The organism is Enterobacter sp. SECR19-1250 (genome assembly GCF_013391025.1).
Taxonomy (GTDB): Bacteria; Pseudomonadota; Gammaproteobacteria; order Enterobacterales; family Enterobacteriaceae; genus Enterobacter; species Enterobacter cloacae.
Genome location: NZ_JACASJ010000002.1, coordinates 1 through 23,266, shown reverse-complemented (window position 1 = coordinate 23,266; position 23,266 = coordinate 1). Strand labels below are relative to the sequence as shown.

General features: G+C 54.8%; 19 protein-coding genes and 1 pseudogene. 6 read left to right on the top strand and 14 right to left on the bottom strand.

Annotated features, from left to right (window positions below):
* Positions 1-574: 574 nt before the first annotated feature.
* Complete coding sequence (gene ompF, locus HX884_RS00705) at positions 575-1,633, top strand: porin OmpF (protein ID WP_280043447.1); 1,059 nt, start codon at positions 575-577, stop codon at positions 1,631-1,633.
* Positions 1,634-1,817: 184 nt separating this feature from the next.
* A complete protein-coding gene (locus HX884_RS00700; RefSeq protein WP_029882979.1) occupies positions 1,818-3,008 on the top strand; it encodes an amino acid aminotransferase in 1,191 nt (396 codons plus the stop codon).
* A 57-nt stretch (positions 3,009-3,065) separates the two neighbouring features.
* Here HX884_RS00700 and HX884_RS00695 read toward each other — a convergent pair whose 3' ends face one another.
* The 7 genes from HX884_RS00695 to cmoM all read right to left on the bottom strand — a co-directional run bounded on the left by HX884_RS00695 (position 3,066) and on the right by cmoM (position 13,700).
* A complete protein-coding gene (locus HX884_RS00695) occupies positions 3,066-3,713 on the bottom strand; it encodes an MBL fold metallo-hydrolase (protein ID WP_013097289.1) in 648 nt (215 codons plus the stop codon).
* Between the two features lie 20 nt (positions 3,714-3,733).
* A complete protein-coding gene (locus tag HX884_RS00690; RefSeq protein ID WP_013097290.1) occupies positions 3,734-4,285 on the bottom strand; it encodes a YcbK family protein in 552 nt (183 codons plus the stop codon).
* A gap of 174 nt (positions 4,286-4,459) precedes the next feature.
* Positions 4,460-6,283: a L,D-transpeptidase gene (gene ldtD, locus HX884_RS00685; RefSeq protein ID WP_045902760.1), complete on the bottom strand. Its 1,824-nt coding sequence runs from the start codon at positions 6,281-6,283 to the stop codon at positions 4,460-4,462.
* Positions 6,284-6,461: 178 nt separating this feature from the next.
* Complete coding sequence (gene mukB / locus HX884_RS00680; RefSeq protein WP_178327472.1) at positions 6,462-10,910, bottom strand: chromosome partition protein MukB; 4,449 nt, start codon at positions 10,908-10,910, stop codon at positions 6,462-6,464.
* Complete coding sequence (gene mukE / locus HX884_RS00675; protein WP_013097294.1) at positions 10,910-11,614, bottom strand: chromosome partition protein MukE; 705 nt, start codon at positions 11,612-11,614, stop codon at positions 10,910-10,912. Before mukE ends, mukB begins: the two co-directional genes overlap by 1 nt.
* Complete coding sequence (gene mukF / locus HX884_RS00670; protein WP_178327471.1) at positions 11,595-12,917, bottom strand: chromosome partition protein MukF; 1,323 nt, start codon at positions 12,915-12,917, stop codon at positions 11,595-11,597. The genes mukE and mukF overlap by 20 nt, the downstream gene beginning before the upstream one ends.
* 3 nt (positions 12,918-12,920) lie before the next feature.
* Positions 12,921-13,700: a tRNA uridine 5-oxyacetic acid(34) methyltransferase CmoM gene (gene cmoM, locus HX884_RS00665; protein WP_013097296.1), complete on the bottom strand. Its 780-nt coding sequence runs from the start codon at positions 13,698-13,700 to the stop codon at positions 12,921-12,923.
* 124 nt (positions 13,701-13,824) lie between these two features.
* Between cmoM and elyC the strand changes: the two genes are divergently transcribed.
* Positions 13,825-14,604, top strand: a complete 780-nt coding sequence (gene elyC, locus HX884_RS00660; protein WP_020689709.1) for an envelope biogenesis factor ElyC — start codon at positions 13,825-13,827, stop codon at positions 14,602-14,604.
* On the opposite strand, the gene HX884_RS00655 is transcribed toward elyC, so the two are convergent.
* From HX884_RS00655 to HX884_RS00625, 7 genes and pseudogenes are all read right to left on the bottom strand, one after another.
* The gene (locus tag HX884_RS00655; RefSeq protein WP_013097298.1) at positions 14,581-15,474 is read right to left on the bottom strand and encodes a YcbJ family phosphotransferase; all 894 of its coding nucleotides are present in this window, start codon (positions 15,472-15,474) and stop codon (positions 14,581-14,583) included. The genes elyC and HX884_RS00655 overlap by 24 nt on opposite strands.
* Positions 15,475-15,616: 142 nt before the next feature.
* Complete coding sequence (gene kdsB / locus HX884_RS00650; RefSeq protein WP_178327470.1) at positions 15,617-16,363, bottom strand: 3-deoxy-manno-octulosonate cytidylyltransferase; 747 nt, start codon at positions 16,361-16,363, stop codon at positions 15,617-15,619.
* The gene (gene ycaR / locus HX884_RS00645; protein WP_013097300.1) at positions 16,360-16,542 is read right to left on the bottom strand and encodes a protein YcaR; all 183 of its coding nucleotides are present in this window, start codon (positions 16,540-16,542) and stop codon (positions 16,360-16,362) included. The genes kdsB and ycaR overlap by 4 nt, the downstream gene beginning before the upstream one ends.
* A gap of 45 nt (positions 16,543-16,587) precedes the next feature.
* Positions 16,588-17,817 (bottom strand): winged helix-turn-helix domain-containing protein, encoded by a 1,230-nt coding sequence (locus HX884_RS00640; RefSeq protein WP_178327469.1) that lies wholly within the window; start codon positions 17,815-17,817, stop codon positions 16,588-16,590.
* Positions 17,818-17,861: 44 nt separating this feature from the next.
* Positions 17,862-18,839: a tetraacyldisaccharide 4'-kinase gene (gene lpxK, locus HX884_RS00635; protein WP_178327468.1), complete on the bottom strand. Its 978-nt coding sequence runs from the start codon at positions 18,837-18,839 to the stop codon at positions 17,862-17,864.
* Entirely contained in the window at positions 18,836-20,584 is a 1,749-nt protein-coding gene (msbA, locus tag HX884_RS00630) for a lipid A ABC transporter ATP-binding protein/permease MsbA (protein WP_178327467.1), read from the bottom strand. The genes lpxK and msbA overlap by 4 nt, the downstream gene beginning before the upstream one ends.
* 36 nt (positions 20,585-20,620) lie before the next feature.
* Positions 20,621-21,127, bottom strand: a pseudogene (locus HX884_RS00625) (MBL fold metallo-hydrolase); the annotation flags it as partial.
* An 86-nt stretch (positions 21,128-21,213) separates the two neighbouring features.
* Here HX884_RS00625 and HX884_RS00620 point away from each other — a divergent pair.
* The 3 genes from HX884_RS00620 to HX884_RS00610 all read left to right on the top strand — a co-directional run.
* Positions 21,214-21,621 (top strand): transposase, encoded by a 408-nt coding sequence (locus HX884_RS00620; protein ID WP_048242260.1) that lies wholly within the window; start codon positions 21,214-21,216, stop codon positions 21,619-21,621.
* Positions 21,618-21,968, top strand: coding sequence for an IS66 family insertion sequence element accessory protein TnpB (gene tnpB / locus HX884_RS00615; protein WP_021567584.1), 351 nt, complete (start codon positions 21,618-21,620; stop codon positions 21,966-21,968). The genes HX884_RS00620 and tnpB overlap by 4 nt, the downstream gene beginning before the upstream one ends.
* Positions 21,969-21,998: 30 nt before the next feature.
* Positions 21,999-23,266, top strand: a 1,268-nt coding sequence (locus tag HX884_RS00610) for an IS66 family transposase (protein WP_178327466.1), incomplete at its 3' end; no start/stop codon positions are given.

Here is a 23,266-nt window from a genome sequence, read left to right as displayed (position 1 = left end):
GGCCATTATTTTATTCTGCTCTGTCAATTTTAGTCAGCGTAAAGTAAGCACCTTTCAACTTTGACCCCGTCACAACCACTAGTTGTTACGTTTTGTTTCCACGAAATATCTACGAACAAAAAATAAACCCCATTCTTATTGCGATTATTTAATCCTCAAGCAATAGCACAAATTTCAACCAAAATCACAGCCATCCAGAAGTCCTTTTTGGGTCATAAGAAAAAATGAGTCGTTGAAGGTGCGCGTATACGAATTGCCTTTATCTAAATTAATTATAAGGAATTCATATATATAGGAATCTTCTTGCCGTTTAATTCGCCAGGTCTTTCTGAAATTTGAGGTGGTTCACAAAGTTCCGAAAAATACACATTAAGTTACATTTAATTTCTTTTTGTTACTCAATCTTGAAAACTGTAGCACTTTCAGGCTAGCGAAACGCTTATATGAATGGAAAGATGCCTGACAGATACATAAAGACACCAAACTCTCATCAATAGTTCCGGAAATATTTATTGACGGAATTTATTGGCGGCAGTGGCGAGTGTCATAAAAAAACCAATGAAGGTAATAAATAATGATGAAGCGCAATATTCTGGCAGTGGTAGTCCCTGCCCTGCTGGTAGCCGGTGCAGCTAACGCTGCAGAAATCTATAACAAAGACTCTAATAAACTGGATCTGTACGGGAAAGCAGTTGGTCTGCTTTTCTTCTCTGATGATGACAGCAACGATGGCGACCAGACCTATGCTCGTCTGGGCTTCAAAGGCGAAACCAAAATCAACGACCAGCTGACCGGCTATGGTCAGTGGGAATACAACTTCCAGGGTAACAACTCTGAAGGCGCCGATGCTCAGACAGGTAACAAAACCCGTCTGGCGTTCGCAGGTCTGAAATTCGGTGATGCAGGTTCCTTCGACTACGGCCGTAACTATGGCCTGGTTTATGATGCAATCGGCATCACCGATATGCTGCCAGCGTTCGTTGACAACACTGGCAAAAGCGATAACTTCTTCTCCAGCCGTAATGGTGGTCTGGCGACTTACCGTAACAGCGGCTTCTTCGGCCTGGTTGACGGTCTGAACTTTGGCGTTCAGTACCTGGGCAAAAATGAGCGTACTGAAGCAGTAAGTTCTAACGGCGATGGCTGGGCAACCTCTCTGAGCTATGATTTCGATGGCTTCGGCATCGTCGGTGCTTACGGCGCAGCTGACCGTACCAACAACCAGCAGACTCTGGCCTGGGGTAAAGGCGATAAGGCTGAGCAGTGGGCAACTGGCCTGAAGTATGACGCAAACAATATTTACCTGGCAGCGTTGTACGGCGAAATGCACAACGCCGCGCGTTTGAGCAGCAAAGGTTTCGCTAACAAATCTCAGGACTTCTCTGTTGTCGCTCAGTATCAGTTCGACTTCGGTCTGCGTCCATCCATCGCTTACTACAAATCTAAAGCGAAAGACGTAGAAGGCATTGGTGATGAAGATTTCATCAACTACATCGACATCGGCGCGACTTACTACTTCAACAAAAACATGTCCACCTATGTTGACTACCAGATCAACCAGCTGAAAGATGACAACAAACTGGGCATCAGCAATGATGACATCGTAGCACTGGGTCTCGTTTACCAGTTCTAATCAGTACACCACTTTGTTATATGCTTAATGAACAGGGCTTCGGCCCTGTTTTTTTATGCCTGACAGAAAATAATGGCGACTTTTGAAAAGCCGCACGCTTTTCGTCGCAAACGGTTGGCATTTTGTAAATCTACCGTTAACCTGATAGCGGATTTCACTTCTGTAATCACAATGGAACTTCGTCATGTTTGAGAACATTACCGCCGCTCCTGCCGACCCTATTCTGGGCCTGGCCGATCTGTTTCGTGCCGACGACCGCCCTGGCAAAATCAACCTGGGTATTGGTGTATATAAAGATGAAACCGGCAAAACCCCGGTACTGACCAGCGTAAAAAAAGCTGAGCAGTATCTGCTGGAAAATGAAACCACCAAGAACTACCTCGGTATTGATGGTATCCCTGAGTTTGGTCGTTGCACACAGGAGCTGCTGTTCGGTAAAGGTAGTACAATTGTGAGCGACAAACGCGCGCGCACAGCACAAACGCCTGGCGGTACCGGCGCACTGCGCGTGGCGGCGGATTTCCTTGCAAAAAATACCGCTGTTAAGCGCGTATGGGTCAGCAACCCAAGTTGGCCGAACCATAAGAGCGTCTTTAACTCTGCGGGTCTGGAAGTGCGCGAATATGCCTACTATGACGCCGCAAACCACGCTCTGGACTTCGACGGTCTGCTGGCGAGCCTGAGTGAAGCCCAGGCGGGCGACGTGGTCCTGTTCCACGGCTGCTGCCACAACCCAACCGGCATTGATCCGACGCTTGAACAGTGGGAACAACTGGCGAAACTGTCTGTCGAAAAAGGCTGGCTGCCGCTGTTTGACTTCGCTTACCAGGGCTTCGCCCGTGGTCTGGAAGAAGACGCTGAAGGTCTGCGCGCTTTCGCAGCCGTCCATCAGGAGCTGATCGTTGCTAGCTCCTACTCTAAGAACTTTGGCCTGTACAATGAGCGTGTTGGTGCCTGCACGCTGGTCGCAGCAAACGAAGAGACTGCCGATCGTGCGTTCAGCCAGATGAAATCAGTTATCCGCGCTAACTACTCTAACCCACCAGCACACGGTGCCTCTGTCGTTGCCACCATCCTGAGCAACGATGCGCTCCGCGCGATTTGGGAGCAAGAGCTCAACGATATGCGTCAGCGTATTCAGCGCATGCGCCTGCTGTTTGTGAACACCCTGGCAGAGAAAGGTGCAGACCGTGATTTCAGCTTTATTACTAAGCAGAACGGTATGTTCTCTTTCAGTGGCCTGACCAAAGAACAGGTTCTGCGTCTGCGTGAAGAGTTTGGCGTGTACGCCGTGGCCTCTGGCCGCGTGAACGTTGCAGGTATGACGCCTGACAACATGGCGCCACTGTGTGAAGCGATTGTCGCCGTACTGTAATGTAATTAGCGCCCACAAAAAAGCCTGCACGATGCAGGCTTTTTTTATTATCCGGATTTACCAGACAGGCATTTCATCCTGAAGGAAGGGGTTATGCACCCGCTCGTAGCCCAGCGTCGACATCGGGCCGTGTCCAGGGATAAACGTCACGTCATCGCCCAGCGGCAATAACTTCTGTTTAATAGACTGGATCAGCTGTCCGTGGTCGCCACGCGGGAAATCGCTGCGCCCTACGCCACCTTTGAAGATCACATCGCCGGAAATCAGCAGACGGGACTGGTCATCAAAGAAGACAATATGGCCTGGCGTATGCCCAGGACAATGCAACACCTGTAAAGTCACATTCCCTACGTTCACACGCTCTCCTTCGTTTAACCAGCGATCGGGCGTCAATGGCTGACACTCATCGAGGCCAAACATGCGGCTTTGGGCTGGCAAACCCTGCAGCCAGAACTCATCTTCTTTTTCCGGACCGATCACCGGCACTCCATAGTGCTGTGCCAGCTCCGCCGCTGCGCCGACATGGTCAAGGTGACCATGCGTCAGTAAAATCTGCATTAGCGTCACACCGCTTTCTGCAACTTCCTGTTTGATCTTCTCAGCGTCACCGCCGGGATCGACAAGCGCGGCCAGTTTGGTTTGCTCACACCAGATCAATGAACAATTCTGGGAGAACGCCGTAACCGGAATAATACGATAGTTCATACTGCTCCTGTGTTTCGTTATTACCAGTGCCGAACTGGACCGGTATCAATATGCACAAAGTTACTACTTGGGTAATATCCTACACCACCTGCGCGCATAGATAACGCAGCTTTGCGAATATTGGCTAACGAAACGCCTTCAATATGGAAATCCATTGCCTGTCCCCTGGTGTGATAGCTTTTTTTCGCTACCCCACGGCTGCGGGCGCGCAATTCATTATTGGTATCAATGGAACGATAACCGGAAATGAGTTGCACCGGCTTGCTGGTACCCAGCAGGCCCTGAAGGCGGAACAACTGGTCAAATAATCCTGGGTCGATGGCTTTTACTTTATTCGCGCGGAAATCACGGAAAAAATGGTTAAGTCTTGCTAATTCATCCTGAATATAGCCTCTGCCATCGAAGAATTCCGCTTTTAGCGACTCACCAGTATGCAGATTGTTGAGCGTTAAAATACGCGGACGAGGTGTCGAGAGGGTGGCAAATGCTGGCGTCGGCAGGATGGCCGCTGCGCCGAGCGCAACGCCACCTAACGCCAGCAGTTTGCGGCGATTAGCGTCAAATTTGTCCATGATAATCAGGTCTACAGGTCAAAGAAATCGTAATATGCTTAGCGCACGAAGGGCACCTTAACTGGCAAAGCCGACGACGTCAAGGCACCCAACCCCAGCAAATACGCGGCTTCCAGCCATATCGCCACGTATTTGCCCTAACTTACGACAACCTATTTTCCCGAACTGCTTCATTTACCTGATTAATTGTTCAGCTTTTGGCAAAATTTGTGCGCCGGATCGCGCCGTGAGATCATAATTGTAAATATCTGTACGATACTGGGTACGTCCATCTTCGCCAACAAACGCCGTCAGATAGTAAAGATTGACCGGTATATTGTGTCGAATGTTAACGTAACGGGTGTCCCCCTGCTTGAGGGCATCGGAAATCCGCGTGTCGTTCCAGCCCGCATCCTGCAACAGCATATTCGCCAGTTCCGATGCCTTATTCACACGAACGCAGCCTGAGCTGAGCGCACGGGCATCTTTCTGGAACAGGTTATGGTTCGGCGTATCATGCAGATAGATAGCGTCCGAACTTGGCATGTTGAATTTATAGCGCCCCAGCGAGTTATGCGCACCCGGTGCCTGCTGGAAACGGAATGGCAGGTTCGACGGCGTAATCGTTGACCAGTCAACCATCCACGGATCGATCGTCTCTTTGCTGTTCCAGCCGCGGATCACCGTATAGTTATGACGCTCCAGATAGCCAGGATCGTTCCAGACCTTAGGCAGAATATCCTTGCGCGCCAGCGTCGGTGGCACGTTCCACGGCGGGTTTACCACTACGTTATTCAGGGCGCTGCTCATCATCGGCGTTTTACGGTCAGGACGTCCGACAATCACACGCGACGCCAGCACCTCGCTACCGTTCTGATAATAAACCAGCGAATACGCTGGAATATTCACCATAATCCCGGTCGACAGTGTTCCCGGCAGCAGACGTAAACGCTGGATATTCAGCGCCAGCACCCCAGCACGCTGGGCAGGCGAGACGTTCAGCCAGTCGCGGGTGGATGGACCGATCACCCCGTCTGCGCCCAGCCCCTGCGCGGCCTGGAACTGCTTAACCGCCGCGACCAGTTCGCGATCGTAGGCGGCAGGTTTGTTGCTCTGTGCAACGGCCTTTTTCTCTTTTACCGGGGCCGACGGGCTGACGACCGCGCTTTGCGTATCGTCGCCAGGCAGCGCAATCTTAGGACCGCTTTCGAGAATGCCGGAGCGTTTCATAATTTCGCGGATCGCCGGGACATCGCTGCTCCACTGTCCCGGACGAAGCGTGGTTGTGCCACGCACTTGAGGCCACGGGCGGGAATCGGCAACCAGCTCAAGCAGCGACTGATGCATGGTGGCATACTGTGGATGGGCCGGTGCCAGGCTTGCGATAAAGCGCGGCAGGTCACCGTTGTCCAGCGCCAGTTGCCACTGGTTAATGACCGACAGCGCAGGCGTCGCCAGCTTGTACGGTTTTTGACTGTATAACCAGCGATTGCCATTGACCGGGATGCCCGCCACGAACTGGAGGTAGCCCATCATGGCATCAGACAGCACCACATCACGCGCCTGACCGGTAACGCCTGGATCGGTCAAGAGTTCAACCCAGGTGGTGAATTGCGGCTGAAAACCTGCAATGGCGACTTCCGCCAGCTGCTGCTGAAAAGCGCGAACGGCGTCCCGGTTTTCCCACATCGGCTTCATATCACGCGCGGCATAAAGCAGCGTAAGCTGGTTAATGTAAGCAGGCGTGTATCCTGCAGGAAGCCCGGTAAGAAGCTGCTGGCGGAGCGCGCCGGTGTCGATACCTTCGGGTAGCGGTCTGATACCCGCTAAAATGGCCGTCGCCGGAGATTGATCCAGCGGTTGTGACAGCGACGTCGGCTGCGCACCCATCGTCGCGGAACTGTCTGACGGTACAACTTCAGGCTCATCGGCCTGAGCGCTTAACAGTGGAGCAAACATCACCGCCAGACACAAACTCAACGCTGACAGCTGATGACCACGATTTTTCTTTAGCAACATCCCTTGCCCCCTGTTTTCTCACGACATGCCCATCACACTGGGGCTTTTATTCATTATAGGAAGGCACAAACGCAGTTGCCTTACCTTATGTAAAGAAGTTTAAAGATAACGCAGCCGTAAGCATAAGTTAAGCGTAAAAAAAGCGGCGCTAATGCGCCGCACTTTGTAACAACACGCCTCAGGAGGCGTCTGCTGTGCCAGGTAAGGACTCCGGCGGCTGCGGAGCAAAGCCACGCAGGCCTACAACATGAACGTGCTCGCTGTTCTGGAACACTTTACGCACCAGTTTATAGGTTGTGCCTTTTTCCGGACTAATATTTTCCGGTGCCGCAATGATGAGCTGCATATCCAGACGTTCGCAGAGCTCAAACAGCGTGGCGATGGAGCGGGCATCCAGACGCGCTGCCTCATCAAGGAACAGCAGACGGCATGGGGAAATATCTTTGCCGCGCAGACGACGCGCTTCATCTTCCCAGCTCTGCACCACCATCACCAGAATCGACATCCCGGTACCGATAGCTTCACCGGTCGACAGTGCCCCGGATTCCGCACGCAGCCAGCCGTCTGAACCACGGTTAACCTCAACTTCCATCTCCAGGTAGTTACGGTAATCCAGCAGCTCTTCACCGATGGTTTGCGGCGTACGTTGCCCCATATCAATCTGCGGATTCAGACGCTGATACAGCTTCGCCAGCGCTTCAGAGAAGGTCAGACGGTTGCTGTTAAACAGATCCTGATGCTGTTCATGCTGCTCAGAGAGCACATCCAGCAGCGTAGAGTGCGCTTCACGGACGTTTACATTCAGACGTACGCTGTTCACCTGACCAAACGATACGCTCTGCAGACCCTGGTTCAGCTGGCGAATACGGTTCTGCTCGCGCTGAATGGTCTTGCGGATTATGTTCGCCACGCTACGGGAGCTGATAGCCAGCTTCTGCTCACGGGAGGTCAGCTCTTCCGTCAGGCGCCCCAGTTCAATTTCCATCTGTTCAATGGCTTCGACCGGATCGTCGGTACGGATGATGTCCTGACGAATACGCTCACGCAGATGCTGGTATACCGCCACGAAGAACTGAATTTTACGCTCAGGACGCTTCGGATCTTCAGACATACGCAGCACATCGCGCAGATGTTCGTTATCGGCCACCGCCAGACGCAGCGCACCCAACGCCTTATCCGACATGGATCGCAGTTCATCAGCAGAGAGGTACGCCAGTTCACGACGATGCAGACGGCGTTCAACATTATTGTCTTTCACCATGCGCATCACCGCGCACCAGCCAGCCTTCGCAGATACCACCTGCTCACGCATTTCGTGATAGTCGCGCTCCAGCTTGCGCAGGCGGCGGGTCAGGTTATCCATCTCCGCTTCACAGAAGGTCAGCGCTTTTTCCAGCTGATTACGACGCGCACGGTTATTGCTCAGCTGGGCATGCAGCTCATCACGACGAACACGCGCCCGCTCTTCTGCCCCGCTGTCGGCACGGACGCCGATATCCTGCAGCTCTTTTTGCAGATCGTTTAACAGCTCTTTCTTGGTATCAAAGGAGCTTTTTAGCGAGGCCAGAACCTGGTTGTACTGGTTCAACTGGGCCGCGTGGCTACGCATCGCTTCACGGGCACGCGTACGTTCTGCTTCAGCCTGCTCAAGGCGCTGGCGTAATTTCTCGTTCAGATCGCTGTTACCGCTCAGCATTTCCGCCGAGTCAGAGTAGCCGAAGTGAGCGCGACGCTGCACCACTTCCGTCAGGGCAAACGCCTGCTGGCGTGCTTCACGCTGCACCTGCTGGGACCAGGCATAATCTTCTTTTAGCTGCTCAAACTGCTCTGGATCGCTCTGAAGCACCGAAACGACCGGCTCCAGCTTCGCCAGCTGATTACCGTGTTGCTGCACGAAGCGCGCAGCCTCCTGCGCTTCATCCAGACGTTCCTGGATTTCATCCACACGGTCAGCCAGCGTATCGTCCGCCAGCAGATTCAGACGCGGCAGAATGCGGTTAAGGGCAGCAACGCCCTCTTTCGCCTGTTCAAACTGAACGCGGCTCTGCTGGTTGTCATTTTCATGGCTGGCAATTGCGCGCTCAAGCTCGCCACGGCGGGTGTTGAGCTTGCGAATTTCCGCTTCCGGGTCAGCCTCAAAGGCCACTCCCAGATGGCTACCGATAAAGCGGCTAAATGCCTGATGCAGGCGCTGGGTTTTCTGCACGTCAAACGACAACGTCGCAAAACGTTCAGACAGTGTTTCACGCTCAGCGTGCAGGCTCTCAATACGACTTTCACGCGCGGCGCGGCCGAACAGAGGAAGTTCCGGGAAGCGCGAGTAACGCCACTGACGATCAGCGATTTTCACCACTACCGCTTTTTCCAGCTCGTCAACGCTGAACACGCTGTCATCGAACGACTGCGGATCCCCTTCGATCAGATAGAGATCTTCCGGGCAATCTTCCAGCCCTTCGAGCTGTTCGGCAATCAGAGACAGATCCGGCACCACAATCGCGTTACGCGACGGGCCATACAGCGCGGAGAAGTACGGCGCATCGTCCAGACCCACGTCATCATAAATTTCTGACAGCAGTACGCCACCGAAACGCTCCGCCAGCGTATTCAGGCGTGCATCTTCCGCACCGCCCGGCTGGCTTAAGCGTTCAATCTCTTCGTCAACCTCGCGCTTGCGCGCGCCAACTTCATCACGCTCAACAATCGCCTCGCGCTCGCGCTCAAGCAGCTGTTGCAGATATTCGGTCACTTCCTGGCTGGATTCGAACGTTTCACCGCACTGTTCGCTGAGCTGGTTCAGGCTGCTTTGCGCCGCCAGCCAGACGGGTGCGCGTTGCAACAGCGTCTGCGAGCGGGACTGAAGCTGCTCCAGCTCCTGACGCAGCGTCATCCGCTGTTCGCTGGCGCTTGATACTGTATCGGAAAGGGCGGCGATACGGGCTTCAAGCTCCTGGTGCAGAGCCTCAAGATCGTCAATATCGTAATGTTTACCCTGACGCTTACAGAACTCGACCAGCAGACGCTCGGCCTCCTGCTGCTCGCGCAGACGCTGTTCCAGCTCGTTCAGACGCATACGCAGCGGTTGCACCTGTTCGGCCAGATGACGCTGGTTGACGCCGTCGCGCAGCAACTCGCGGGCTACGTCCCACGCTTCGTTTCGCGCCAGCGGGCCGTTAATCGCCACCACCAGCTGATAAGCTTGTTCAAACTGGCTGTGCGCGGTCTGCGCGACGCTCATTTTCTGTTCCAGGGAGAGCAGTTTTTCCGTGGCTTCCTGCTCTTTCGCCTGGAAGGTGTCCAGCCATTCATCGGCGCTGTCCGGCGTCAGGTCAGGCAGATGGCATAGCTCTTTCGCACGCTGCAATGCCTGCAGGGCCTGGTTGTACTGAATTGCACGCGTCTGCTGTACGTCTAGCGCCTGCTGGTAATCGGCGAGCTGGCTTTTCAGCTCATCCACTTCCAGTTCGGCGGCTTCGGCACGCGCTTCGTTCTCTTCCTGCATGTCGGCGGCTTCGGCCACCACTTCGTTTTGCTCTTCGAGACGAATTTGCAGTTCATCGAGATCGGCTTCGTAGCGCTCGATTTTTTCCTGCTGGCGCAGCGCGGTCTGAACCAGGTTCAGGTGATCGCTGGCGGCCTGATAATCGGCTTCCAGATCGCCTTCAGCCCCGTTGTGTTCGCCCAGTTCACGGGCCATTTCAACGTGCTTATACTGCTCGGCCACCAGCTGTTTACGGGAGGTGAACAGCTCGCGGCGGTACTCTAATGCCTGATCGAGATGCACGCGGCGCTCGTTGGCGTGACGCATATAATCCGCCGCCACATAGTTGGTGGCTTCACTGATCAGGTGTTTAAACAGATCGCGGTCAGACTGGGTAACGCGAATCGCTTCCAGCGTCATGCGGTTTTCACGCAGCGCGGCTTCCATGTCCTGGAAGGCCTTACGCACGCCGCTGTTTTCCGGCAACAGGTAGTCGCGCAGGGAGCGGGTAATGGCGCTGGAGATCCCGCCGTACAGGGAGGCTTCAATCAGACGGTAATATTTGCTGCGGTCGGATGCGGTACGCAGACGACGCGCCACCACGCCCAGATCGAACATCAGGGAGTGGTAATCGGTAATTGAGTTGAACTGCTTGAACTGCACGCCTTCGATAGCTTCGAGCTTGTCTTTCAGCTCCTGCAGCGTCAGTACGCGCGCCTGGCGCTCATTGAGCGTTTCCGTCAGCAGCGCCGTTGGCTGCATTGAGGTTGGCAGCCCCTGAATCGCGAACGGTTTGATATCCACTTTTCGATCGCGACCGGCGACCTGCTGCAGACGCACGCCCACCACCACACGCTGGTGACGGGAGTTGATCACATCCAGCACCGAATAACAGACGCCAGCTTTGAGCTTACCGTGCAGGCCTTTATCGCGGGAGCCGCTTGTCGCCCCCGCTTCGGTGGTATTACGGAAGTGCAGCAGCGTCAAATCAGGGATCAGCGCCGTCACAAAGGCCGCCATGGTGGTGGATTTACCCGCACCGTTACCGCCGGAGAGCGTTGTCACCAGCTCATCGAGATCAAAGGTTCGGGCAAAAAAGCCGTTCCAGTTAATCAGCGTTAGTGAGCGAAATTTACCGCGTTCAATCATTACTCTTCCTCCCCGCTATCCGGCTGATTGTCTTCAGGCTCGTCATTGAGCTGCAAATGGTTTTCCACCGGCATCGCCTCACCGTCGCGGATCATGCGAAGCTGCGCTTCACGCGCGTCGTCGCCCGCACGCACGTCGGCACCGAAGCGGAAAACAGATTCCGTAATGCGGAATTTGCTGCTGTCGTGGCCCATAAACCAGACCATCCCCAGACGACGCAGACGGTTCAGAGAAGAGCGAACTTTTTCCTGCAATTTCTGACGATCGAGATCCGACCCCGTTGAACGGTTGTTCACAAGCTTCAGCAGCTTGCTTTCGTCTGCCAGCGTCAACAGCTCATCGTAAAGCTCCTGCTGGGTGAAGATCCCTTCATTTGCCAGACGTTCCGGGCTGAGGTAGAGGTAGCACAGAATTTTGCCGACCATCATATCCAGCTCGGAGAGCACGGAGCGCGGAATAAGCGTGGTGGAACGCGGACGCAGGTAGAAGAAACCTTCCGGCGCGCGGATAAGCTCAACGTTATAGCGTGCGTAAAACTCTTCCAGATACTCCTGGAAGTCCATCAAAAAGGCGTGATTATCCAGCTCGTCGAGGCCAATATGACGACCGGCACGCAGCTGGCTGTCCAGCGCCGGAAATAACGGATTCGCCAGCGCCTGTGCCAGCTTTAATGGCATCACTTGTTCAATATTTGTCAATGACATGCGCCTGTACCTTGGCTCCGTAATCGTTAATCGGCTGCCACTTCGGCGGCAGTCCGGTGAAATCTGCTTGCGCGATACCCAGGCGAACCGCCTGGTCTACCACAATGCGGGCAACGTCGAAGTGGCGCGCGCGAGGATATTGCGCCAGATAGTCGCGCACCACGAGACCAAGATCCAGCGGTACCTGTCTGGTTTTGTAGACAGCGAGCTGTTCTTCGATCATGGCCGCAAGTTGCTCACGAATTTCGTTGAATTCTTCGTACTCCAGATCCGGTGGCAGCTCACCGGTTACCTCTTCATCACGCAACGCCATCTCTTCGTCACGCATATCGAGCAGACGATCGGCATTGGCGTAGGTTAGCGCCCACGGCGCATCGAAGTAGGTTTGAACAGACTGACGCAGACGCTGAGCAAAGACGCGGTTTTTATCCATATCGATGGCGGTACGGATAAATTTATGTACATGACGATCGTAACCGATCCACAGGTCAATCGATTGCTGGCCCCAGCTAATGATGCGATCGAGCTTGCTCTGCAAATCAAAGACCAGACGGTCGATAAAATGCAGATCGTCATGTGCCATGGTCGCATCCTGAATGCGCAGCAGGTTGGCCTGGAGTTTATCGCCTGCAGCCTCCAGCGTATCCTGCAGTTCACGCAGCGTGCCGGAGGTTTCCGACAGCAGCAACTCACAGCTGGAGATGGCCGCACGCCAGTCTTTATTCAGCAATTGCGCGATATCATCTTTCACCTGCTGCTGCTGTTCGTCCATCAGACGCTGGGTCAGATCGATACTGTCAAAAATCTCCGCTACCGAATATTTCAGCGGCGCGTAGACGTTACGGTGCCAGTGGAATTCATCACCGTTTTCATCCGCGGCATCGGCTGCACGCTTGAGTTCACCCGCCACAATCGAGAGCTGCATGGAAAGACGCAGCGTGGAAAACTCACGCTGGCGGATGTAGTAATCGGTAATGCCGATGCCCAGTGGCGTCAGTCGATAAATGGCGTTACCTTCCGCCTGCTCGCTGGTAAAGCGGTTCAGCAGACGTTGACGCACCATATCGTTGATTACGTTGTTGGCACGCACGCTAATGGTTTCGCTGGTTTGCTCAAACGCATCACTCACATGGCGGAACGCATCCACCAGTTCACCCTCGCTCATTTCGCCATCGAGCCGTTCGCCGTTCAGCGTGGCAACCGCCAGCAGGAAAGAGAGTCTGTCTACCGGCAGCGAGATGGAGAAATCATTTTTCCTGGCCCAGGCAACCAGTTCGGGGACTGTCTGGGAAAATTCACTCATAGGTTATCCTTGCATCTGCGGCTTGTGCGCGGTGACGTGAATATAGCGGCCAAGACTGATAAACGGTTCCTGACGGCAATACCGCGTTTCTAATTCTGTTAAGGTGTCAAAACAGTCACGCTGTTTGTGTTTTTCACGCAGATAATCATGAAACACCCTGACGCCCGTCTTCCCGGTTATCTGCCAGCCAATCTCTTCCAGCCAGCCGTAAACCTGCTGGGGATCGCGCGGATAGTCCGGGGAAAGCGTGCGCTTTTTCTTTTTCGGCATTCCGACCTGAACATAGTCGAAGTTGCCCGCAACCATGTTGTGCATCAGGAAGCCGTTAGCATTGTAGAACATCAGCGACAGCGTACCGCCCGGGCGTAGCATCGACCACAGGGTTTGTAACACGCTTAACGGATCGGCTACCCATTCCAGCACCGCATGAAACAATATCAGATCAACCTGGGTTTCCAAATGCTGTGCGATGTCCTGAGCGGCGCATTGTACAAAATGCATGTTGTCGCTCACACCTTTCTCCTCTGCTGCACGCGTGGCACGCGCAACCATCTCAGCAGAAAGATCGCAAAGTGTGACGTGATGACCGCGCTCAGCCATTTTTATGGCCGTCTGCCCTTCACCGCCTCCGGCGTCAAGCACGCGCAACGTTTGACCGCCATACGTGGCCAGAATGGTGTCCAGATCCTGCCAGAGGATCGTCTGACGTAACTGCCCTTTTGTGGTGCCGTATATGTTGCGCGAAAACTTTTCCGCGATGTCATCAAAATTGCGATCCCGCATTGGGAGAGTTCCACTCGCTAACTGCAAAACCGCTATTTTGTCACACCCGCGCGGAGAATGAACCTCTCTGGTGTAATATCACGGGTATTCGCCTGCTATATGGTTAAAAAAGGAACCAAAAAGGATGCTTTTTACCCTGAAGAAATACATTGGAGGCATGATGCTTCCCCTTCCGCTACTGCTGCTCATCATCGCGCTGGGGCTGGGGCTGGTGTGGTTTAGTCGCTTTCAGAAAAGTGGCAAAACGCTGATCACCTTCGGCTGGCTGGTACTGCTGCTGCTGAGCCTGCAACCCGTCGCAGACAAACTGTTACGTCCCATCGAAAACACCTACCCAACCTGGCAGGGAAACCAGAAAGTGGAGTACATCGTGGTGCTGGGCGGTGGGTATACCTGGGATCCAAACTGGGCCCCCAGCTCCAACCTGATCAATAACAGCCTGCCGCGCCTGAACGAAGGTATTCGCCTGTGGCTGGCTAATCCGGGATCAAAAATGATCTTCACCGGCGCGCCAGCCAAAACCAACCCGGTCAGCACGGCTGAAGCCGGCGCCAGGGTGGCGGAATCCCTCGGCGTGCCGCGCTCCGCTATTATCACGCTGGACAGTCCGAAAGATACCGAAGAAGAAGCCGCAGCGGTGAAACAGGCTATTGGCGATGTTCCGTTCTTACTGGTTACATCTGCTTCGCATCTGCCAAGGGCAATGATTTTCTTCGAAAAACAAGGACTGCACCCGCTTCCCGCGCCGGCGAACCAGATGGCCATTAACGCCCCGCTCAACCCATGGGAACGGGTGATCCCGTCCCCGATGTGGTTGATGCATAGCGATCGCGTCGGCTATGAGACGCTGGGACGCGTCTGGCAGTGGCTGAAAGGCTCCTCAGGCGAGCCAGGGCAGGAGTGATTTTGTCGCAAGGTCAAAGTTGGCGCGGTTGAAACGTCCGGTATTCACCAGCTGCGCCACTTCATCCCACAATAAATAAAGCCAGCGCCGCCAGAGAAACGCCTCCGCAACGGGCGCGCGCTGCAGATAGTGCCACAGCAAGCCTTCAGCGGCCGCGCTGTCGCTGAGCCTGAACAGGTCATACTCGCGCGGAGCCCAGAGCATGACCCCTGGCCCCAGCATTGCCAGAAGCTGATCGCTACGAGAATCTTTAAGCATGCTACGCAGGGTAAAATTACCGTGTATCAACACGCAGTTGTCGTTAAAGCCCTCAAACAGCGCCGGTAAACACTCCCGGGTGCGGAACAGGATACGTTTATCCTGCATGGTCAAGCCGGTGTTGTTGAACTGATTAAGCGTTCCCCACAGCACCTCCACCCGCTGGCGATACCACAGCGGCCAGAGATTTTCCTGAGTGCTGTCGACGGGTCCCACAAGGCCACGGCTATCCTGCCGGTGCCAGGCCAGCAGAGCCTCCACAATCTGGTCTTTCAGCTGTTCCCAGCGCTCCGGTGTACGCGCCGGGGCTTCAACGGATACTCCGCGTAAACGCTCAATCAGCAGAACATCCGGACCGGGGTGCTCTTCATGCGTCATCACTCCGTAAACCGTCGGCATACGCACGGTTCCTTGCCGCGCGAGCATTGAAATTTTCCAGGCGAGCTGCCTGGCCACACCCGGCGAGGTAAAGCTTCGGGCCATCAGCGGCATTGGGTTTCCCTGACTGTCGTACAACGACCAGAGCGCGGTATCTGCCTTTTCACTTACACATTCCACCCGGCTTAACTTCTCGCCAAGCAGGTGACTCAGTTCGGCACGCAGCTGTTCCATATGAGATTACCCCCATTAAGACTACTGCTTTTATAATGAGCGCGCAGGACGCAGATGTCACCCTGCGGAGATCAATTATGGAAAAGATAAGAGTAAATAAACGGAGGAGTGCATCCCTCCCAAAAGAGGGATGCCGCAAGGATTAACGCAATTCAGCGCGAACGCGCTCAAGATCTTCTGGGGTGTCTACGCCTGTACCAGGCACCACTTCGGCGACGGCAACGTGGATCTTTTCGCCGTACCAGAGCACACGAAGCTGTTCCAGCATTTCAATATGCTCCAGCGGACTCGGTGTCCAGGTTACATAGCGGCGAATAAAGCCCGCGCGATAGCCGTAGATGCCAATATGGCGCAGGAAGGTATCGCCAATGGTCTCTTTGGACACCGCAAAGCGATCACGATCCCACGGGATGGTGGCACGGGAGAAATAGAGCGCATAGCCCTCCGCATCCGTCACGACCTTCACCGCGTTCGGGTTGAACGCTTCTTCCGCGTGGTGGATAGGTACCGCGAGAGTTGCCATGCCAACCTGACGCTGCGCCAGGTTTTCCGCCACCTGACGAATAATCGCCGCCGGGATCATCGGTTCGTCGGCCTGCACGTTAACGATTACCGTATCGTCGCTGAATGCGCATTTCTCAACCACTTCAGCCAGTCGTTCAGTACCAGACTGGTGATCGGCGCGGGTCATGCACACTTCCCCGCCTGCGGCTTCAACCGCACGCGCAACATCAGGATGATCGGTGGCCACGATAATACGGTCAGCGCCGGACTCACGGGCGCGTTCAAGGACATGCACAATCATTGGCTTGCCGTTGATATCTACCAGCGGCTTACCCGGCAGACGCGTTGAGGCGTAACGGGCAGGAATAATGACGACAAAGCTCATGGTTTGCTCTCTTCAGCTACCAGGGAGCGGGCTTCGTTTTCCAGCAGTACCGGAATACCGTCACGCAGCGGGAAAGCCAGGCTGTCCGGTTTGCAAATCAGCTCTTGTTTGTCCTGGCTATAGTAGAGTTTGCCGTTGCACACCGGGCAGGCAATAATTTCAAGTAAACGGTGATCCATAGTTCCTCCGTATGGGTAATCGCTAAAGCTTATCACATTCCCTTTTCAGGGCGTGCCTGTTTCCCAGCCACTTCGACAGGATGTAAAGAGTCCGTCAGGCACGCGGCCCAGCGTCACTTCGCAGGCCTTCTGCCAGCAGGCGAAATCATTAATGGCGGATGTTAACCCTTTTTCCAGGGGCGCGGTTATCCTGACGCCCTCTTCCAGATACAGCGCAATGACCTCTAGCGTGCCGGTTTTACGGTGCATTTTGGCATCCATGCGCCCTACCAGTTGTCCCTTGTGCAGCAGGGGCAAAACAAAGTAACCGTACTGGCGCTTTGGCGCGGGAGTGTAGCACTCCAGCCGGTAGCTGAAATCAAACAGCTGCTCGGCCCGTTTTCTGTCCCAGACCACCGGATCAAAAGGTGACAGCACCGCGCTATGGGTTGCCTGAAGTTTACCTGCTTCAGCTTGTGGCAGCAGCGGGAGTAAATCCGCATGCAGCCACATCTCGCCCAACTTCTCTACAGAGACCGGGATAACCCGCTGTTCACGCTGCCAGTTATCCAGCAACGGTTTCAGCGCGGGCTGTCGGAGACGGTAATAATCGGCCAGCCATTGCGGACGGAAAATACCCAGACTGCGGGCGCTGTTTTCAAGCATGACGGCTTCGGCTGCCTCCTGTGTGAGCAGGTCGCGCTCGTCGTCCCAGTGAGGCATCACCCGCTGCGTCAGGTCGTACACCCGTTGAAAATTACGCCGCTCGACTACCATCACCTTGCCTGATGTAAACAACCCTTCGAGATGACGCTTGTGCGGTTTCCATTCCCACCAGCCGCTTGCCCCTTTTCGTGGATGTTCAAAATCCGCGGAACGTACTGGCCCCTTTTCCGCGATATGGGCAATGAGCTGCTCAATTTCAGCCGCATGCTCGTGCATCCACGCCTGCCGGTATTTCCAGCCCATTTTTTCCGGGGCAAGCATACGATGGCGAACCAGGGCAAAATCGCTGCGGGGCAGGAAACAGGCTTCATGTGCCCAGTATTCCATCAGCTCTCCCTTGCTGAGCGCATCATCGAGCCACTGAGGCGGATAATTGCCCAGCCGGCTGAACAGCACCAGGTAGGGGCTACGAGCCACAATGTTGATGGTGTCGATTTGCAACAACGACATGCGTTGCACGGTAGTGAGGATATCGGCAGGCTGCGCGCGGCGACGGGGCTTTTTAAGAAGTCCTTGCGCGGCAAGGTGCAAGTTACGTGCGGCTGAAAGCGAGAGTTGCGGTAAAGACATGCGTTTTCCTGTCAGTCAAAGCGCCACCAGAACCGCGTAAGCTCTTAATGCACCAACGCAATCAGTTCCTGGAGCAAGTGTTCCGGTTGCTCGCCGCTGAGTTCAGCGTCAACCGGCAGATACCACCAGTTTTCTTTCGCAAAAGCGCGGCATTTCACCGCATCTTTTTCGGTCATAATTAATGTCTGACCGGATGTTGTCAACGCGTCTACCTGCTCCGCCACCAGCACCTGGTGATCGGCCAGCGGAACACGTTTTTCAAGGCGGGCACCACACTGTTCCAGCGTTGCGAAGAAACGCGGAGGATGACCAATACCAGCCATCGCGACCAGCGCCGGTAGCCGGGAAACGGCCTGTCGTTCACCGGTCAACAGGTTAATTGCCATGCCTGGCTGGAGTTGCATCGGGATCTCCCCCGGCTGTGCCACACCGCCGTTAACAATCACCGCATCCACGGACTTCAGGCGCGAAGCGCGTTCACGCATGGGGCCTGCAGGCAGCCACCAGCCGTTGCCAAAACGGCGGACGCCATCAATGACCACAATCTCTTTATCACGCGCCAGCGCGTAATGCTGCAGACCGTCATCGGTAATAATTATTTGCACGTCGTGTTCGGCAAGCAACGCCTGAACAGCATCACTACGCACCGGAGAGACTGCGACAGGCGCGCCAGTGCGCTGATAAATCAATACCGGCTCATCCCCCGCCTCGGCGGTCGTCGTGTCCGGCGTCAGGAGCAGTGGATAGTGCGCCGCTTTGCCGCCGTAACCTCGCGACACCACGCCGGGGCGGATGCCGCGCTTTTGCAGTTGCTCAACCAGCCAGATGACCACAGGGGTTTTACCGTTCCCCCCTGCCGTGAGGTTGCCCACCACGACAACCGGCACTGGCGCACGCCACGCCCGCTTTAGCCCCAGACGGTAAAGCAGACGGATAATGCCGCTCACCAGACCATACAGCCAGGAGAGCGGCAGAAGCAGCAGCCACAGCGGGGACTCACCGGACCAGATGCGGGCAATCATTCGCCGAACTGCATCTTATGGAGCTGAGCGTAAACACCACGCTGTGCCAGTAAATCGGCATGGCTACCGCGTTCTACAATGACCCCATCCTCCACAACAACGATTTCGTCAGCCTGTTCAATCGTTGACAGGCGGTGCGCAATCACCAGTGATGTACGGTTCTTTTGCAGTTCATCCAGCGCAGACTGAATTGCACGTTCAGATTCTGTATCCAAAGCAGAGGTTGCTTCGTCAAGGATCAGAATAGGGCTGTTACGCAGCAGTGCACGGGCGATGGCGATACGCTGGCGTTGACCACCGGAGAGCAGAACCCCATTCTCACCGATGATGGTATCCAGGCCGTTGTCCATCTTGTTAATAAAGTCCATGGCATAGGCCATGCGAGCGGCTTCTTCAATCTGCTCGCGGCTGTACTCTTCAGTGCGCGCATAGGCAATGTTGTTCGCAACAGTATCGTTGAACAGATGCACGTTCTGAGACACCAGCGCAACCTGGTTACGCAGCGACTGCAAGGTGTATTCCCGCAGGTCGTGACCGTCTAACAAAATTTCACCCTGATCGATGTCGTAGAAACGGGTAATCAGGCTGGCAATCGTCGATTTACCCGAACCGGAACGGCCGACGAGTGCAACGGTTTTGCCTGCCGGAATGGTCAGGTTGATGTTACGTAATGCTGGAACTTCACGGCCAGGGTAAGTGAAGGTCACGTTGCGGAATTCGACATCGCCCTTTGCGCGCTCAATGACGCGAGTACCTTCGTCTTTCTCTTGCTCAGAATCCAGGATGCTGAACAGCGTCTGGCATGCTGCCATCCCGCGCTGGAACTGGGCGTTAACGTTGGTCAGCGACTTCAGCGGACGCATCAGCGCAATCATGGAAGAGAACACAACGGTGATGGTCCCCGCCGTCAGCGTTTCCATTACGCTCGGGAAGCTTGCCGCATACAGGACGAATGCCAGAGCCAGAGAGGCAATCAGCTGAATAATGGGATCAGAGATTGAAGAGGCCGAGACCATTTTCATCCCCTGCAGACGCATTTTGTTGCTGACTTTATCGAAGCGTTTTGTTTCGACCTCCTGCCCGCCGAAAATCAACACCTCTTTATGTCCTTTCAGCATCTGTTCAGCGCTGGTGGTCACCTGCCCCATCGTATTCTGCATATTCTTACTGATATTGCGAAAACGCTTTGAGACGACGCGGATCGCGACAGAAACAACCGGAGCCAGCACGATGAGGATCAGCGACAGCTGCCAGCTGTAATAGAACATCATCACGAACAGACCGATAATTGACGCACCTTCACGCACAACGGTAATCAGTGCGCTGGAGGAAGAGGATGCCACCTGTTCTGAGTCATAGGTGATACGTGACAACAACGTACCTGTCGATTGTTTGTCAAAGAAGGCCACCGGCATGCCCATCATGTGGCTGAACAGCCGACGGCGCATTGTCATGACCACTTTTCCTGACACCCAGGAGATGCAATAACTGGAAATATAGCTGGTGATACCGCGTAAGATCATCAGTCCGATCACCACCAGAGGCATCCATAGCAACACTGAGCGATCCGTTTTACCAAAACCGTCATCCAGTAACGGTTTGAGGAGCGATAACATAAAAGTATCGCTGGCTGCGTTGAGAACTAACGCTATACCCGCCACGATTAAACCTGCTTTAAAAGGTGCAATCATCGGCCAGAGTCGGCGGAAGGTTTGCCACGTGGAGAGATCTTTGTCGTTATGCATTCAAAAAACCAGCATCTGTTGAAATAGCCGCATATTCTACCCGTTATCGACGGGCGCGCCAAACCACTGATGATACCAACGCGGTAAATATTGCTCCCGCAACCGTCGGATTTGCCAGGCATGTTGCGAAAACGTCACCGATATTTGGCCCGAATGTGGGGTATCGTGCCAGACATAGCCCTCTTTTCGATAACGCTTCACCACCTTCACTGACGGGAATCGCCACGCATTGTAACGGGCCGCAGAATCCAGCGCGATTTCGCCTCCCACCCGTTGTACCAGCGGCAACGATGAGGAGGTATTACTGCCATGGTGTGGCACCTGTATCACCGTTGACGTCAGATAACGCCAGTAATGGCTAAGCATAGCCTGTTCCGCTTGCGCTTCAATGTCCCCTGTCAGCAAAACACTCTGCTCACCGTCATCAATTTTAACCACGCAGGAGCGATTGTTACCCTGGGCAGTGGATCCAGCCGGTGGCCAGTGAACGGTCAATGTTAGCCCCTGCCATTTCCACTGCTGCCCGCGAAAGCAGGAAAGATGGTAAGCGTCAAGCCACTGCCGCCTGTTGCGATTACTAACGATTGACGATGATAGAGTCCTCTTATTAACGTTAATGGACTCTATCAATGTCAAACACTCTTCAGCCCCGCAGGGCGCGGGCGTCCTACTCAATGGACTTTAAGCTGGCTCTCGTCGAAAAGTCATATCAGCCTGGAGCCTGTGTTGCCCGGTTGGCGCGGGATAATGGAATTAATGACAATCTGCTGTTTACCTGGCGCCAGCGTTACAGACATCTTCTGCCCGATGAAATACAACGGTCAATCAGAGAGCAAGACTCTGTTATCCCCGTTGTCTTGCCTGATATGGTCCTGTCACACCATGCTGAGCCGCACTATGAATCCGCCGCTCCAGCCTGCCGCGAGGCCATGACATGCGAGGTGACTGTCGGCGGTGCCAGCCTGCGTCTGTCCGGGGATTTATCACCTGCACTTCTGAAAACGCTGATCCGCGAGCTGAGCGGGAGGAGCCGATGATACCCTTACCGTCAGGCACTCGTATCTGGCTGGTTGCCGGGGTCACCGATATGCGTAAGTCCTTCAATGGTCTGGGCGAACTGGTCCAGCATGTTCTTGATGACAATCCGTTCTCCGGCCACCTGTTTATCTTCCGTGGTCGTAAAGGTGACACCGTGAGGATCCTCTGGGCTGATGCTGACGGTCTGTGTCTGTTTACCAAACGTCTGGAAGAGGGACAGTTCGTCTGGCCTGCTGTACGCGACGGCAAAATCGCCATCACCCGCTCACAACTCGCCATGCTCCTCGATAAGCTGGACTGGCGGCAACCTAAAACTGCACGCCTTAACTCACTGACGATGTTGTAAAAAGCGCATGACCGCATTATAAATGGGGTCATGAGTCAGGACTATCTCGCCCGTATCGCTGCGCTGGAAGACGCGCTTCGCCAGAAAGACAGCCAGCTCAGTCTCGTTGCTGAGACTGAGTCGTTCCTGCGTTCGGCGCTGGCCCGCGCAGAAGAGAAAATAGAGAACGAAGAGCGTGAAATAGAACATCTGCGGGCTCAGATAGAAAAACTGCGCCGAATGCTGTTCGGTACCCGTTCAGAAAAGCTACGCCGGCAGGTCGAAGAAGCCGAAGCCCTGCTGAAACAGCAGGAGCAGCAAAGCGATCGTTACAACGGCCGGGACAATGATCAGCAGGTTCCGCGTCAGTTGCGCCAGTCCCGTCATCGTCGCCCGTTACCGGAACATCTTCCCCGCGAAATAAACAGACTGGAGCCAGCTGAAACCAGCTGTCCTGGTTGCGGTAGTGATATGGCCTATCTCAGCGAAGTCAGCGCGGAGCAACTGGAGCTGGTCTCCAGCGCCCTGAAAGTGATCCGCACGGTCAGAGTGAAAAAGGCCTGTACCCGATGCGACTGCGTCGTTGAAGCGCCAGCGCCCTCACGTCCTATCGACCGGGGCATCGCCGGGCCGGGTCTGCTGGCCCGCGTGTTAACGGCCAAATACTGTGAACACCTGCCGCTGTATCGCCAGTGCGAAATCTTTGCCCGTCAGGGTGTGGATCTGAGTCGTGCGCTGCTCTCCAACTGGGTGGATGCGTGCTGCCGGTTAATGGCCCCGCTGGATGAAGCCCTCTACCACTACGTGATGGACTGCCGCAAACTGCATACGGATGACACTCCGGTGCCCGTGCTGGCGCCGGGCAGAAAGAAGACGAAAACCGGGCGTATCTGGACATATGTCCGTGATAACAGAAGCGCGGGTTCATCAGATCCGCCAGCGGCATGGTTCGCCTTCTCACCGGACCGACAGGGGAAACACCCTCAGCAACATCTTCGGCACTATCATGGCGTGCTGCAGGCAGATGCCTTCGCAGGGTACGACAGGTTGTTCAGCGCAGAGCGTGAAGGTGGCCCGTTGACAGAAGCGGCATGCTGGGCTCATGCGCGGCGCAAAATCCATGACGTCTATATCAGCACCCGGACGGCCACAGCAGAGGAGGCTCTGAAGCGCATCAGTGAGTTATACGCGATAGAAGAGGAAATACGCGGCCTTCCGGCATCTCAGCGGCTGGCCGCCAGACGGTCCCGAAGTAAACCGTTGCTGATATCCCTGCATGACTGGTTGGTGGAGAAAAGTGCCACTCTGTCGAAAAAATC